Consider the following 14,178-nt stretch of genomic DNA (forward strand, 5'->3'; position numbering starts at 1 on the left):
CTTACTGCCCGTCCTCGAACCGGATGGACACGCTGCGCGCGTGAGCGGAAAGCCCCTCGCGCTCGGCAAAATCGACGATGCGCTCCTGCACCGCACCCAGCGCCTCTTTCGTGTAATAAATAAAACTGGATTTTTTCACGAAATCATCCACGGAAAGCGGGCTGGAAAAGCGCGCCGTCCCCAGCGTGGGCAGCGTGTGGTTCGGCCCTGCGAAATAATCGCCCAGCGCCTCGGGCACGTTTTTTCCCAAAAAGATGCTGCCCGCGTTGCGGATGCTGTTCAAAAGGCTGAACGGGTCGTCCACGCAGACCTCCAGATGCTCGGGCGCGATCTCGTTGGCGATGTCCACGCCCTCGGCCATGTCCCGTGCAATGATGATCTTGCCGTTGTTGTCGATGGACGCGCGGGCGATGTCCGCCCGGGGCAGCAAGGGAATCTGCCGCTCCAGCTCCGCCGAAACCGCCCCGGCCAGCGCCTCGCTGTCGCACACCAGCACCGCGGTGGCCAGCCTGTCGTGCTCGGCCTGGCTCAGCAGGTCCGCTGCCACATAGGCGGGGTTCGCCGCAGCGTCGGCCAGCACCAGTATCTCGCTGGGGCCTGCGATCATGTCGATGTCCACGATGCCGTATACCCGGCGCTTGGCGGCGGCCACAAAAATGTTTCCCGGGCCGACGATCTTATCCACCTTCGGCACGCTTTCGGTCCCGTAGGCCAGCGCCGCCACGGCCTGCGCGCCGCCCATTTTGTAAATGGCCGTCACGCCCGCCACCCTTGCGGCCGTAAGAATGGCCGGCGCCACACTGCCGTCCTTTGCGGGAGGCGTTACCATTATGATCTCCGAAACGCCCGCCAGACGCGCCGGAATAGCGTTCATCAGAACGCTGGAGGGGTAGCTGGCCGTGCCGCCGGGCACATACAGGCCCACCCGCTCAATGGGCGTCACCTTCTGGCCCAGCACCACGCCGGGCGTGTCGTTGATGACAAAATTCCGGCGGATCTGCCGTTTGTGGAAGGCCTCGATGTTGCCAGCGGCCATCGTCAGCGTCCGGATGAATTCCGGGTCCGCCGCTTCGTAGGCCGCGTCGATATCCGCCTGCGCCACGCGCAGCCCCGCCAGCTTCACACCGTCGAATTTTTCGCAATAGCGCAGCACCGCCGCGTCTCCGTTTTTCTTCACATCGGCCAGAATATCCGCCACCGCGTCCTCCACGGCCTGCGTGCTGCCGGATTCTCCCCGGTATAAAATATCCGCGCGGGCCACTTCCCCGCTTTTGAACACACGAATCATAGCTTTTCCCTCAACTTCCCGCAGATGCCGTCGATGACGCCGGCGCTGAACTGATAGCTCGCCTTGTTTGCAATGAGCCGCGCGCTGCTTTGGGCCACGTCCGCGAACACGCCCAGATCGTTCTCCTTCAGCGTCGTGCCTGTTTCCACGATGTCCACGATCACATCCGAAAGGCCCAGAATGGGCGCAAGCTCGATGCTGCCGTTCAGCCTGATGATCTCGATCTGGCGGCCCTGCGCCTCGTAATACTCTTTTGCCACGCGGGGGTACTTCGTCGCCACGCGCAATGGCAGCGAAAGGTCCTCCTGCCAGCCGTTTTTCGCTGCCACAGCCAGACGGCAGCGGCCCAGCTGCAAATCAAGCAGCTCATATACATCGGGCTGTGTTTCCAGCAACACGTCCTTGCCCACCACGCCGATGTCCGCCGCTCCGTGCTCCACATAGATGGCCACGTCGCTGGGCTTCACCAGCAGGTACCGCACGCCGCGCTCCGGGTTTTCAAACACCAGCTTCCGGTTGTCCTCGTAAATGGCCGCGCAGTCGTACCCAATGGAGGAAAACAGCCCGTATACCTTGTCGCCCAAGCGTCCCTTGGGCAAGGCGATATTCAGCATATGCCGCCACCTCCTGTCACGGGGACCGCTCCGTCCGGGCCAAGGCGCAGCGTCTGGCGCACACGCAGGCCCTCCGGCGCGCTCTGTTCGGCCCTTACGCTGCGGCCGCTTTTTAAAATGCTCTGTACCGCCCGCGCCACCTGCGCCGGGCTTTGGCCTGCATCATACAAAAGAAGAGTGTCTACGTCGTAATCGGATTTTTCCGCAAACGCCCGGCCCAGCCCGCCCAGGTACAGCGCGAAGCCCACGGCGGGCTGCGGCTTGCCGAAGCGGCGCATCAGGTTGTCGTAACGCCCGCCCGCCAGCACGGCCCGGGGCACGCCCCGGACATAACCCTTGAACACAACGCCGTTGTAGTAGTCGATGTCGTTGAGCGTGGAGAAATCCAGCCGCAGAGTATCCGCCGCATCCACAGCCTCCAGCGCGTCGTACAGGCTCTGCAGCTCGCCGCAGGCGTCCGCCATGCCCGGCGCGGCCACCAGCGCGCGGGCGGCGTCCAGCGTTTCGGGGAAGGGCCCGGCCAAAGCCGCCAGCGCGGCAAGCTGGCCCGCCTCTTCCTCCGTGCAGCCGCTTTCGGCCGCGATGGCCCGCAGCGTGTGGGCGTTTTTGGCCCGCAGCGCGTCCAGCGCGGCGGCGCGGGCTTCCTCCCTGACGCCCAGCACGTCCAACAGGCTCGTGATGAAGCCCATGTGACCCACGTCCAGAACACTCTGCGGACCAATGGCCGCAAGGCTGCGCACGGCCAATTCAACGGCCTCAGCCTCGGCATAGCCGCCCTGGCCGCCAATGAACTCCAGGCCCATCTGGCTGATCTCCCGGTATTCGCCGCTCTGCGGCGCCAGACGGAACACGTTTTCCACATAATACAGCTTGCTGGAAACAGCGTCCGGCTTCGTATGCTTGACGATGCTCATGGTAACGTCCGGCTTCAGAGCCATCAACCGGCCCGACGCATCGGTGAAGGTAATGATCCCTTCGCTTTCGAGAAAGTTTTTATTCTCCCGGTACAGGTCATAGGCTTCAAAATTGCTCATCCGGTAGCGGCGGTAGCCGCGCTGCTCGAACAGTCCGCGCAAAAGCAGCGGCACCTGTTCGTCTTTCGGCAGACGTCCCGTTTCGATCTCCATTGGCGCTTGCCCCCTTTGTTCTGCGGCGCGGGCGGTCCCGTGCAAAGCCGGCTCCCGCTTTCGCCGTCCACGGCGGCGTTTCCGGCCGGTGCGGCCGCTCCGTTTTCCGTGATAAAAGCAGTATAATACAGCCGTTCGCTTTAGTCAAGTAAATTGGTAAAGCATTTCAAAAATTTTTATGCTTTTCTCCAGTTTACACATTCTGCGCCGAAAAAGAAAGCCGCTTTTATGTGGAATGATAAAAAGCGCGCTCCGCAAAGCCATAAGACCGGACGGAACGCGCTTTTATACGACGGAACAGCATGCCGTGGCAGCCGTCCCGCATGGTTCTTTTTTACTTACAGCAGCTCCGCCACGCGGTTTTGAACCGCCGGAAAACCGTGGTTCAACTGTATGTCGGCAGCTCACTTTCGCCTGTATCCACCGCTTCATAAGCACAGCCATCCCAGCAGCCTCCAATATCCGCCGAGGTGAAATAATCCTGCTGTTCTGCGGGGAGCTTCAATCGGCCTTTCTTAACAGCCTCTGCGCAATAAATAATTTCATAGCTTGTATGATCCGAAAGGTTGAACCTGAAGCTCGTTACCGCTCCCCCCACGACCGGCTCGGTCTTTCGGTCGCTCACAGGCAGTTCCGAAAACACGGCGTAAAGCTCGCTGATAGCATCCGCCTGCGTTATGATCTTTTTTTCAGCGGAGGCCGGAACGACATAATGGTACATTTCAACATTTTCCACGTCCGAGGCTGCAAACGGAAGGCTGATGGTCATTGCTTTTCCACAGCCGGATAACAGCGCGCAAAGCGTTATTGCCAAAATGGATATCGCTGTTTTTCTCATGGACAAACACTTCCTTTAAGCCCCGCTTTCAGTTTCTTCGAGCCCGTTTCACCGCTCAATCATAGGCGATATAAAGATAGGAAACATAGCCCGCCTTGCCGTTGTAAGCCACCCTGGCCCACTCATTCTCCTTGTTGCCGTAGCACTGTACTACGGTGCCGTTGGGAATGGTGAGCAGTTTTTCGGCCGTTTCGCTGGCAGAGGCGCGCAGGTTCAGGCCCGTGGACGCACGCACGGTAACGGGAACCAGCAGATAGTCCTGAGAAACATAACCTGTTTTGCCGTTGTAGGTCGTTTTCACCCAGCCGTCCCCCTGAGAAATGCAGGGCAGCACGGTGCCGTCCGGCACGGTGAGCAGTTTTTCGTAGCTTTCGCCCGGGCCGCTGCGCAGGCGCAGGCCGCCGTCCGCACGCACCTTTCCGTCATACAATAAGTACACTGCCGAGACATAGCCTGTTTTGCCCTCGTAGGTCGTTTTGGCCCACCCGCTCTGCCAGCCGGTGCACTCGATGTGCGTGCCGTCGGGGATCGTAAGCAGCTTTTCGCTTTTTTCGCTGGCGGATGCGCGCAGACGCAGGCCGCCGTCCGCGCGTACCGTAGCGCCGCGGCGTGTGCTCTGCGTGGGCGTGGCGGCCGCGGAGGACGAAGCGGCAGAGCTGGACGCCGGCACGCTGCTTGCCGCCTCCGATGACGCCGCGCTGCTGGAGCTTGCAGGCTGCGACGATGCGCTTGCCGGCGGTACGCTGGAGCTTGCAGGCGGTGTTGAAACGCTCTGCGGACGCGAAGACGAGCTGTCATCCTTTGAACACGCGGCAAACAGCACAGCGGCACAGAGCGCCGGTGCGAACAGCTTCCATACAGTTTTTTTCACAACAAAGCACTTCCTTTCCCTCTGGGGCATCCCTTTGTTTGTTATACGTCCGGCAGGAACAAAATATTTCATATTTCCGCATGTTTTGCGCAAATTTCACAAAACGCAAACGAAAAGAGGGGAGGCGCGGCCTCCCCGGTTTGTGCTTATCTGTCCAGGCCTCGCGCCCGCTCACGGGCAGCCCTTTGGGCCTGCCCGCAGTGATTTTCAATGAAAGGGGCCCGCCCCTTTCAAGCTATCCCCGCTCACGCCGCATACAGCGCGATGATAGTTTAAAATGATCTCCACGGCCTTGTCCATACCGGGCGCGCGGCGCGCGCCCGCTCACGGGCAGGCCCAAAGGGCTGCCCGCAGTGATTTTCAATGAAAGGGGCCCGCCCCTTTCAAACTATCCCCGCTCACGCCGCATACAGCGCGATGATATTTAAAATGATCTCCACGGCCTTGTCCATACTTTCTGCTGTGATACACTCGTAAGGCCCGTGGAAGTTATGGCCCCCGGTTCCCAGGTTCGGACAGGGCAAACCCATATACGACAGCCGCGCACCGTCTGTACCCCCGCGCGTCGCCTCCTCAAACCACTGTACGCCCGCCGCCTCGCAGGCCTTTTTCGCATTGTCAATGAGGTGCATGCAGGGACGGATCTGCTCCAGCATGTTGTAGTAGCTGTCCTTGAGCGCAAGCTCCACCCGCGCCGTGGGATACTTTTCCGTCATGGCCTTTTCCACGCCGCGCAGCAGCTCCTTGCGCGCCTCAAACTTTTCCCGGTCATGGTCGCGCACGATATATTCCAGACGCGCGGCAGCCGTGTCTCCGGACAGAGCGTCCATGTGGAAAAAGCCCTCCCGGCCCTCGGTGTGCTCAGGCACCTCCCGCGGCGGCAGCATGCCGTCGATCTCGCAGGCCAGCTTCAGCGCGTTTACCATGGTGTCCTTGGCGCTGCCCGGGTGTACCGAAACGCCCGTGATGCGGAACACAGCGGACGCGGCGTTGAAGTTCTCGTAGGATATCTCGCCCACCTCGCCTCCGTCCATCGTATAGGCATAAGCCGCCCCGAAGCCCGGCACGTCGAAATGGTCCGCGCCTTCGCCCACTTCCTCGTCCGGCGTGAAGGCGATCTTCACCGGGCCATGGGGCGCGCCGCTTTGCAGGAGCTGTTCACATGCCGTCAATATCTCCGCAATGCCCGCCTTATCGTCCGCGCCCAGAAGCGTGGAGCCGTCGGCCGTGATGAGCGTTTTTCCCTTCAGCTCTTTCAGGAACGGGAACTCGGACGTTTTCAGTACGCGGCCGCACTGCGGCAGGGCCACGTCGCCGCCATCATAATTCTCATGCAGAATGGGCTTCACATTCTCGCCGGAGAATGCCTGGGCCGTATCCATGTGGGCGATCCAGCCGATGGCCGGGCTTTTTTCGCAGCCGAGCGTAGCGGGCAGGCTTCCGTACACATAGCCGAAGCCGTCCACGCGCGCGTCGGCTATGCCCATTGCGCGCATCTCCTCCGCCAGCATCCGCGCCAGGTCCAGCTGGCGCTCCGTAGTGGGCGTTCGCCCCGTGCCGTCCTGGGATGTGGTGTGTACTTTTACATAATTCATCAGGCGTTCATAAGCGCGCATTGTTCAGCTCTCCTTTGTTTTATCGCCACACCGGGCTTTGTGGTTCAGGCGCCCGGACAAGTCCGCGCCCTAGTTTGCGCCTGCTTTCATCCTGGGACGGGTTCACTTTTCCCCGTCCCTGTCTTTTTTGCGTCCGAAGCGGCGCTTCTGCTCCGGCGCGGGCTGCGGATCGGCCGTTTTTTCAGCCGTACGGGTGATGGTCACCTTCGTCACGGCGCGGGGCGTGGCTTCCGCTACGGTGAGGGTATAGCCCAGCGTCTCCAGCGGCAGCGTCTCGCCCGCCTGCGGGATACGGCCCAATGTCTCGGTGATGAAGCCGCCGATGGTATCACAGTCGGCATTTTCAAAAATGTCCTCGCCCAAAAGGCCCTCCAGTTCATTCACCGGCACATCGCCGCCCACCTCATACACGCCGTCCGCCAGCGTGACGACGGCATTGTCGTCCTCGTGCTCGTCGTCCAGATCGCCCACGATCGTCTCCAGCAGGTCCTCCATGGTCACCATGCCTTCCGTGCCGCCGTATTCGTCTACGACGATGGCCAGGTGCACACGCGCTTTCTGAAATGCGTGCAGCAGGTTGGAGCACGTCATACCCTCGGGCACATACAGCACGCTTCGCATGTATTTTTCCGGCGTGGCGTCGGCATATCGGCCCGGCTCAAGCAGGGGGACAAGGTCTTTTACGAACACAGCGCCCACGATATCGTCCAGGTCCTCTTTATATACCGGGATGCGCGAGAAACGGTTTTCCGCCTGCAGCGCCACGATGTCCTGCAGCGTGGCCGTCACGGGCACGCCCACCACATCGGTGCGGTGCGTCATGATCTCGGACACCTTGCGGTCGTCGAACTCGAAGATGTTTTTGATCATCTCGTGCTCGCGTTCGTCCACGGTGCCTGTCTCCTCGCCAGCCTCCACCATCATCAGAATATCTTCCTCCGCCACCGGCTCCTCATCACTGGCCGGGCCGATGCCCAGCGGACGCAGCACAAGGTTGGTGGACGCGGCGATCAGCTTGATGACGGGCTTGCACACCTTGTTCAGCGCCCATATGACGCCCACGACCTTGAGCGCCACGCCGTCCGGATTCTTCATAGCGATGCGCTTGGGCGCAAGCTCGCCGAAAATCAGCATGAAATAAGAAAGAATAATGGTAATGAGAAACACCGTCACGCCGCGCAGCGTAGACGCGGGAATGGGAATGAACGACAGCGCGGAGACCAATGGGTCCGCGAAGCTGTCCGCGGCTGCGGCCGAAGCCAGAAAGCCGGACAGCGTAACGCCCACCTGAATGGTGGCCAGGAAGTCCGACGGAGCCTCGGTGATGACGAGCAGACGCGCGGCGGGCTTGCTGCCGCCCTCGGCCAGGCGCTTCATCTTCTGTGTGTTGACGGACACCACCGCAAACTCGCTCATGGCGAAAAACGCGTTGGAGGCAATGAGTATGACCTGCAGAAATAAACTGGGCAGGACTGTGTCCATAAAAATCGATCAATCTCCTTTTTTAATAATGGGAAGCTTTGTCTTTTTTGAAGCCGCGCTGAATCTCTTCACACCTGCAGACGGACAGGCTTGTTTTCGCACGCGCCTTTGTTGCGCAGGCGCTGCTTTCCGCGCCGCGCGCCGCTGCGCAGGACAGCTAAGAAAATAATACCAGAACCAAAGCGGACCGTCAAACGGCGAAATCCGTCAAAATCTTGGCATCCCGGGCGGATTATGGTATACTGTACAAGGTTATACTTTTCTTACGTGACATTACAGGGCCGCGCGCCCATTCTTGGAGGTTTCGATATGGAATCCACAGTATTTGCAGGTAAAACACTGCTCATCACGGGCGGCACCGGTTCTTTCGGCAATACGGTGCTCAAACACTTTTTATCCACAGACATCGGCGAGATCCGCATCTTTTCCCGCGACGAAAAAAAGCAGGACGATATGCGCCACGATTACCAGCTCAAATATCCGGAGCTGAGCGGCAAGATCAAATTTTATATCGGCGACGTGCGCAATCCGGACAGCCTGCGCGGCGTGATGCGCGGCGTGGACTATATCTTCCATGCGGCCGCGCTCAAGCAGGTTCCGAGCTGCGAGTTCTTTCCCATGGAGGCCGTGCGCACCAACGTGCTGGGCACCGACAACGTATTGACAGCCGCCATCGACGCGGGCGTAAAAAAGGTCGTCTGCCTCTCCACCGATAAAGCGGCGTACCCCATCAATGCCATGGGAATCAGCAAGGCAATGATGGAAAAAGTTATCGGCGCGAAGGCGCGCACCGTCAAGGCCGAGGCTACCACCATCTGCTGCACCCGCTACGGCAACGTCATGGCCAGCCGCGGCAGCGTTATCCCCCTGTTTATCGACCAGATCAAAGCGGGCAAGCCCATCACCATCACCGACCCGGAGATGACCCGCTTCCTGATGAGCCTGGACGAAGCCGTGGACCTTGTGGCCTTTGCGTTCGGGCACGCCAACCCCGGCGACCTGTTTGTGCAGAAAAGCCCCGCCTCCACCATTGGGGACCTTGCCAAAGCCGTGCAGAAGCTGTTCGGCGATACCGGCACGCACATCATCGGCACGCGCCACGGGGAAAAGCTGTATGAAACATTGCTCACCCGAGAGGAAAAAACGCGCAGCGAGGACCTGTGCGGTTATTACCGCGTGGCCGCCGACGGCCGCGATCTGAACTACGACAAATACTTTGTCAACGGCGAGGTGCGCACCCAGGCGCCCGAGGACTACACCAGCCACAATACCCGCCGCCTGACGGTGGACGAGGTCGTGGACAAGCTGCTGAGCCTTGAATATGTGAAAGAGGAGCTGGCCGCGCTTGGAAAATAAGAAAAAAACGCTGCTCATTACAGGGGCGGGCGGTTTTGTGGGAAAAAACCTTGTCGCCCAGCTTCGCAATGAAGGCTGGAACGACCTGCTTTTGTTCGACGTCGACACGCCAAAAGAGCTTCTGGCGGACTACGCCGCCCGGGCGGACTTTGTGTTCCATCTGGCGGGCGTGAACCGCCCCCAAAATCCGGATGAATTTTACGAGGGCAACCGGGGCTTCACCGAGCACCTGCTCGCCCTGCTGGCCGCGGAGGGCAACAAAGCGCCTGTGCTCGTCACCTCCTCCATCCAGGCGGAGCTGGACAACGACTACGGCAAAAGCAAGCGGGAGGCTGAGGAGCTTATTTTCGCCCACGAGCGCGCCACCGGCGCGCCCGCGCTGGTGTACCGCCTGCCGGGCGTGTTCGGCAAATGGTGCCGCCCGTCCTACAACAGCGTTGTGGCCACGTTCTGCCACAACATCGCAAACGGCCTGCCCATCGACGTGCGGGACCCGGCATACAGCTTCCCTCTGGTATACATCGACGACGTGGTGGCCAGCTTCATCGCCGCGATGGAGGGGCGCGCCGCGCGGGACTGCTCCATTCCCGGCTACTGCCATCTGATGTGCGACGCCTATGATGTGACGCTTGGCCGTCTGGCGGAGCTGATTGAAAGCTTCCGCGGCAGCCGCGGCAAGCTGGACGTACCGGACATGGGCGACGCCTTCACACGGAAATTGTATGCGACATACCTTTCTTATCTTCCCACAGACGGCTTCTCCTATCCGCTGGACATGCACTGCGATGCGCGTGGCAGCTTTACGGAGTTCCTGCGCACCCCGGAGCGCGGGCAGGTGTCCGTCAACATTTCCAGGCCCGGCGTCGTAAAGGGCAATCACTGGCACCACACCAAAAACGAGAAATTTCTGGTGGTGAAGGGCGAGGGCGTCATCCGCTTCCGCCGGCTGAACACCGAAGCCGTGTACGAATACCGCGTCTCCGGCGATAAGCTGGAAGTGGTGGACATTCCCACGGGCTACACCCACAACATTGAGAATGTGGGCGAGAGCGATATGGTCACCGTGATGTGGGCCAGCGAGCCCTTTGACCCGGAGCGTCCGGATACCTATTTCCTTGAGGTGTGAACATGGAAAAGATTAAACTCATGACCATCGTCGGCACAAGGCCGGAGATCATCCGCCTTTCCGCCGTCATCAAAAAATGCGACCGGTATTTCAATCAGCTTCTGGTCCACACGGGCCAGAATTACGACTATACGCTCAACCAGATTTTCTTCGAGGATCTGGAACTGCGCGCGCCGGATTTTTACCTGAACGCCGTGGGCAGTGATCTGGGAGAGACCATCGGCAACATCATTGCCAAGAGCTATGCGCTGATGGCGCAGCAGAAGCCCGACGCGCTGCTGATTTTGGGCGACACGAACAGCTGTCTTTCCGCCATCGCAGCCAAGCGCCTGCACATCCCCATCTTTCACATGGAGGCCGGCAACCGCTGCTTTGACGAGTGCCTGCCCGAGGAGACCAACCGCCGCATCGTGGATCACATCAGCGACGTGAACCTGTGCTACTCCGAGCATGCTCGCCGCTATTTGAACGCCGAGGGCACGGCCAAAGAGCGCACCTATGTGACGGGCAGCCCCATGGCCGAGGTCCTGCGTGCCAATTTTGCCAAGATCGAAGCCAGCGATGTGCTGGAGCGGCTGGGCCTTGAAAAAGGGCGCTATATCCTGCTCTCGGCCCATCGGGAGGAGAACATCGACACCGAGAAAAATTTTCTCGACCTGTTCCGTTCCGTCAACCGTCTGGCCGAAGCCTACGACATGCCCATTCTGTATTCGTGCCACCCCCGCAGCAAAAAATTCCTCGAGCAGCGGAATTTCAAGCTGGACGCCCGGGTGCGGCTGCATGAACCGCTGGGCTTCCACGATTACAACCACCTGCAGATGAACGCCTTCTGCGTGGTGAGCGATTCCGGCACGCTGCCCGAGGAATCCAGTTTCTTCACCAGTGTCGGCCGCCCTTTTCCCGCGGTGTGCATCCGCACCTCCACCGAACGGCCCGAGGCGTTGGACAAAGGCTGCTTTATCCTTGCGGGCATCAGCGGGGGCGGCGTGGAGCAGGCCGTGGCTACCGCCGTGGCCATGAATCAAAACAGCGATTTCGGCATTCCCGTACCCAATTACACCGAGGACGTTTCCGTCAAAGTGGTGAAGATCATCCAGAGCTATGTGGGTGTTGTAAACAAAATGGTATGGCGCAAGGATTGATGCTTTGCCGTCTTTTTCCCACCCCGGAACACTGAAAAAAGGAGTTTTTGCGTGAAAGGCAAACGCATTCTTGTGGTGAGCCAGCACTATTGGCCCGAAAATTTCCGCATCACCGACATCTGCGCGGGCTTTGCGGCAGACGGATGTGAGGTGGATGTATTGTGCGGCCTGCCCAACTATCCAAAAGGCGAGTGGTTTGAGGGGTACCGTTATACCGGCCCCCGGCGCGAGAGCCATGCCGGCGTGCAGATCTTCCGCGCGGGCGAAATACGCCGCAGGGGCAACACCTCCCTGCGCATCTTCCTCAATTATATTTCCTTCCCCGTTACGGCGCTGTTCAATCTGCCGCGCCTGCACAGAAGGAAATATGACGCCGTGTTCTGCTACGAAACCAGCCCCGTGCTGATGATGCTGCCCGCCGTCGTGTACGCAAAGCTGCACCGCGTGCCGCTCACCACCTACGTGCTGGACCTCTGGCCGGAAAACCTGTATTCGGTGATGCCTGTGCGAAACAAGGCGCTGCGCGCCGTGGCTGCGGGCGTTTCCCACTGGTTTTACCGCCGCAGCGAACGCCTTGTGGCCATGAGCCCGGCTCTGGACGAACGCCTGGCCGCCATCGCGCCCCGGGCGCAGCGCACCGTGGTGCCCCAATACTGTGAAGACCTGTATGCGCAGGACGTGCATGACGCGGCTCTGGAAAGCCGCTTTGCCGGGCGGTTCAACGTGGTGTTCGCGGGCAACATCAGCCCCGCGCAAAACCTGCCGCTTCTGGTGGAATGCGCGCGGCGGCTGAAAGCGGCGGACCGCCGGGACGTGCATTTTGTTATCGTGGGAGACGGCATGAGCCGCGACGCCCTTGAGCAGGAAATTGCCGCAGCGGATGTAGCGGATTGGTTCACATTCGAGGGACAGCATCCCGTAACGGATATCCCTGCCTATCACACGATGGCGGACGCACTGTTTGCCGCACTGAATGCCAGCGAGGACGTGGGACTGACGGTGCCCGCAAAAATCACCAGCTACTTAGCCGCCGGGCGGCCGTGCCTTGTTTCGGTGAGCGGTGAAGCCGCCCGCGTGATGGACGAAGCCGCCGCCGGTTTAACGAGCCCCGCAGGCGACGTACACGGACTGTACGAAAACCTGCTGGCCCTGGCCGATATGCCGCCGGAGCGGCGCGCGGCCCTTGGCCATGCGGGCCGGGCCTATTACGAAACCCATTTCCGGCGCGAGCCGCTGCTGCGGCAGCTGGAGGATTTTGTGCTTTCCGGTAAAAAAATGTAACAAAACCTTTTTTTGCCGCGTATTACTACTTGATACGGCGGGCGCGCCCGCCCAAAGAGGTGACGGTTTGAAGACCCTTGTGATCATCCCCTGCTACAACGAAGAAGAAAACCTGGACCGCGTGGTGGAACGCCTGCACGCTGCCGCGCCGGACGTGGATTACCTGATCGTCAACGATTGCTCCACCGACGGCAGCGCCGCGCTGTGCAGAGCCCGCGGCTACAATTACATTTCTCTGCCCGTAAACCTTGGCATCGGCGGCGGCGTACAGAGCGGCTACTTATACGCCCGAGAGCACGGCTATGACGTCACCGTGCAGATGGACGGCGACGGCCAGCATAACCCGTTGTTTCTGGCGGACGTGGTGCGGCCCGTGGCCGAGGGCAGGCTGGACATGTGCATCGGCAGCCGTTTTATCACGAAGGAGGGCTTTCAGACGAGCTTCATGCGGCGGCTGGGCATCAACTTCATCAGCGTGATGATCCGTCTTCTGTGCGGCGTGCGCATACTGGACACCACCAGCGGCTTCCGCGCCTGCAACAAGGAACTGACCGCCTATTTTGCTGACCATTACGCCCAGGACTACCCGGAGCCGGAGGCCATTATCACCGCTGTTCTGAACGGCTACCGCGTGGGCGAAGCCCCGGTCGTCATGGAAGAGCGCATGGGCGGCAAATCGTCCATCAGCCCTTTTAAATCGGTTTATTATATGGTGAAGGTGAGCATTGCGCTGGTGGTGTTCCGCATCACCTCCGGCAGACGGAAGGAGGGCCGCGCATGAACTGGCAGAGCATCAGCCCTATCCTGCGTGTCGGCCTTTTGCTGGGTGCGGTGTGCTATCTTGCCCTCATCCTGTGGCTGCTCAAAAAGAAAAAGCTCACGGTGCGGTACTCCATCATCTGGCTCATTTCGGCCGGAGTGCTGCTCGTTTTCGCAGTATTTCCTTATGTCGTTCTGGTGCTGACAGACCTGCTGGGCATGGCTGTGCCCGTGAACGTGGTATTCCTCCTTGTCATCGCGTTCATCCTGCTTTTGCTGCTCAGCCTTTCCAGCATCGTCTCCGGCTTCGCGGAAAAGATCAAGCGCCTTGCGCAGGAAAACGCCCTCCTGGAAGAGCGCGTGCGCAGACTGGAAGCGCAGCTCGCGGCGCAGGATAAGCAAACGGAAAACGAAAAAACCTCGTAACGCGCCGTCCAAAGGCGGCGACAGCTTGTCAAAAACGCTGCGCTTTTCCGCCAAGCTGCTTACGACCAGGGTCTTTGGCCCCGTTCGCCGCGCACGGCGGCCTTCGGCGGCCTCTTCGCTCTACACATGCCTCGGCACTGGCCCTGCGGGGGCGTCTGCGCGCTAAAAGCCGCGCTTTCAGCGCGGTTGCCCGCAAGGGAGGCTTCGCACCGTTCCGACACGCGCCTGCGGGCGCAATCACCACCCCTTTTT

The 14,178-nt window shown here is 60.2% G+C and carries 13 protein-coding genes; 6 read left to right on the forward strand and 7 right to left on the reverse strand.

All coding sequences use genetic code 11. The features are described 5' to 3' along the window. Position 1: 1 nt before the first annotated feature. The 7 genes from hisD to TQ39_RS06180 all read right to left on the reverse strand — a co-directional run bounded on the left by hisD (position 2) and on the right by TQ39_RS06180 (position 7,836). Positions 2 to 1,288: a histidinol dehydrogenase gene (gene hisD, locus TQ39_RS06140; protein WP_050004908.1), complete on the reverse strand. Its 1,287-nt coding sequence runs from the start codon at positions 1,286 to 1,288 to the stop codon at positions 2 to 4. Next, positions 1,285 to 1,902 carry an ATP phosphoribosyltransferase gene (gene hisG / locus TQ39_RS06145; protein ID WP_009324641.1) on the reverse strand — a complete coding sequence of 206 codons (618 nt, stop codon included), beginning with the start codon at positions 1,900 to 1,902 and terminating at the stop codon, positions 1,285 to 1,287. Before hisG ends, hisD begins: the two co-directional genes overlap by 4 nt. Beyond that, positions 1,896 to 3,029, reverse strand: coding sequence for an ATP phosphoribosyltransferase regulatory subunit (locus tag TQ39_RS06150; protein WP_009324643.1), 1,134 nt, complete (start codon positions 3,027 to 3,029; stop codon positions 1,896 to 1,898). The genes hisG and TQ39_RS06150 overlap by 7 nt, the downstream gene beginning before the upstream one ends. A 385-nt stretch (positions 3,030 to 3,414) precedes the next feature. Continuing rightward, a complete protein-coding gene (locus TQ39_RS06160; protein WP_050004910.1) occupies positions 3,415 to 3,867 on the reverse strand; it encodes a hypothetical protein in 453 nt (150 codons plus the stop codon). A 55-nt stretch (positions 3,868 to 3,922) separates the two neighbouring features. Then, positions 3,923 to 4,738, reverse strand: coding sequence for an SH3 domain-containing protein (locus TQ39_RS20145; RefSeq protein WP_158555360.1), 816 nt, complete (start codon positions 4,736 to 4,738; stop codon positions 3,923 to 3,925). 398 nt (positions 4,739 to 5,136) lie between these two features. Then, positions 5,137 to 6,354: a peptidase T gene (gene pepT, locus TQ39_RS06175; protein WP_050004913.1), complete on the reverse strand. Its 1,218-nt coding sequence runs from the start codon at positions 6,352 to 6,354 to the stop codon at positions 5,137 to 5,139. A gap of 102 nt (positions 6,355 to 6,456) precedes the next feature. Then, positions 6,457 to 7,836 (reverse strand): hemolysin family protein, encoded by a 1,380-nt coding sequence (locus TQ39_RS06180; RefSeq protein WP_009324650.1) that lies wholly within the window; start codon positions 7,834 to 7,836, stop codon positions 6,457 to 6,459. A 309-nt stretch (positions 7,837 to 8,145) separates the two neighbouring features. On the opposite strand from TQ39_RS06180, the gene TQ39_RS06185 reads away from it, so the two are divergent. The 6 genes from TQ39_RS06185 (at position 8,146) to TQ39_RS06210 (ending at position 13,926) form a co-directional block, all read left to right on the forward strand. Continuing rightward, entirely contained in the window at positions 8,146 to 9,192 is a 1,047-nt protein-coding gene (locus TQ39_RS06185; protein WP_050004914.1) for a polysaccharide biosynthesis protein, read from the forward strand. Beyond that, complete coding sequence (locus TQ39_RS06190) at positions 9,182 to 10,318, forward strand: polysaccharide biosynthesis C-terminal domain-containing protein (protein WP_050004915.1); 1,137 nt, start codon at positions 9,182 to 9,184, stop codon at positions 10,316 to 10,318. Before TQ39_RS06185 ends, TQ39_RS06190 begins: the two co-directional genes overlap by 11 nt. 2 nt (positions 10,319 to 10,320) lie before the next feature. Further along, positions 10,321 to 11,460: a non-hydrolyzing UDP-N-acetylglucosamine 2-epimerase gene (gene wecB, locus TQ39_RS06195; protein ID WP_050004916.1), complete on the forward strand. Its 1,140-nt coding sequence runs from the start codon at positions 10,321 to 10,323 to the stop codon at positions 11,458 to 11,460. 51 nt (positions 11,461 to 11,511) lie between these two features. Next, a complete protein-coding gene (locus TQ39_RS06200) occupies positions 11,512 to 12,741 on the forward strand; it encodes a glycosyltransferase family 4 protein (RefSeq protein ID WP_050004917.1) in 1,230 nt (409 codons plus the stop codon). A 67-nt stretch (positions 12,742 to 12,808) separates the two neighbouring features. After that, positions 12,809 to 13,522 carry a glycosyltransferase family 2 protein gene (locus TQ39_RS06205; RefSeq protein WP_009324661.1) on the forward strand — a complete coding sequence of 238 codons (714 nt, stop codon included), beginning with the start codon at positions 12,809 to 12,811 and terminating at the stop codon, positions 13,520 to 13,522. Continuing rightward, entirely contained in the window at positions 13,519 to 13,926 is a 408-nt protein-coding gene (locus TQ39_RS06210) for a DUF2304 domain-containing protein (protein ID WP_009324663.1), read from the forward strand. Before TQ39_RS06205 ends, TQ39_RS06210 begins: the two co-directional genes overlap by 4 nt. Positions 13,927 to 14,178 lie beyond the last annotated feature (252 nt).

This window comes from Ruthenibacterium lactatiformans, from assembly GCF_000949455.1.
Taxonomy (GTDB): Bacteria; Bacillota; Clostridia; order Oscillospirales; family Ruminococcaceae; genus Ruthenibacterium; species Ruthenibacterium lactatiformans.

Coding starts and splice junctions, on each gene's coding strand:
- hisD (WP_050004908.1), bottom strand. CDS start 1,288: ATGATTCGTGTGTTCAAAAGCGGGGAAGTGGCCCGCGCGGATATTTTA.
- hisG (WP_009324641.1), bottom strand. CDS start 1,902: ATGCTGAATATCGCCTTGCCCAAGGGACGCTTGGGCGACAAGGTATAC.
- TQ39_RS06150 (WP_009324643.1), bottom strand. CDS start 3,029: ATGGAGATCGAAACGGGACGTCTGCCGAAAGACGAACAGGTGCCGCTG.
- TQ39_RS06160 (WP_050004910.1), bottom strand. CDS start 3,867: ATGAGAAAAACAGCGATATCCATTTTGGCAATAACGCTTTGCGCGCTG.
- pepT (WP_050004913.1), bottom strand. CDS start 6,354: ATGCGCGCTTATGAACGCCTGATGAATTATGTAAAAGTACACACCACA.
- TQ39_RS06180 (WP_009324650.1), bottom strand. CDS start 7,836: ATGGACACAGTCCTGCCCAGTTTATTTCTGCAGGTCATACTCATTGCC.
- TQ39_RS06185 (WP_050004914.1), top strand. CDS start 8,146: ATGGAATCCACAGTATTTGCAGGTAAAACACTGCTCATCACGGGCGGC.
- wecB (WP_050004916.1), top strand. CDS start 10,321: ATGGAAAAGATTAAACTCATGACCATCGTCGGCACAAGGCCGGAGATC.
- TQ39_RS06210 (WP_009324663.1), top strand. CDS start 13,519: ATGAACTGGCAGAGCATCAGCCCTATCCTGCGTGTCGGCCTTTTGCTG.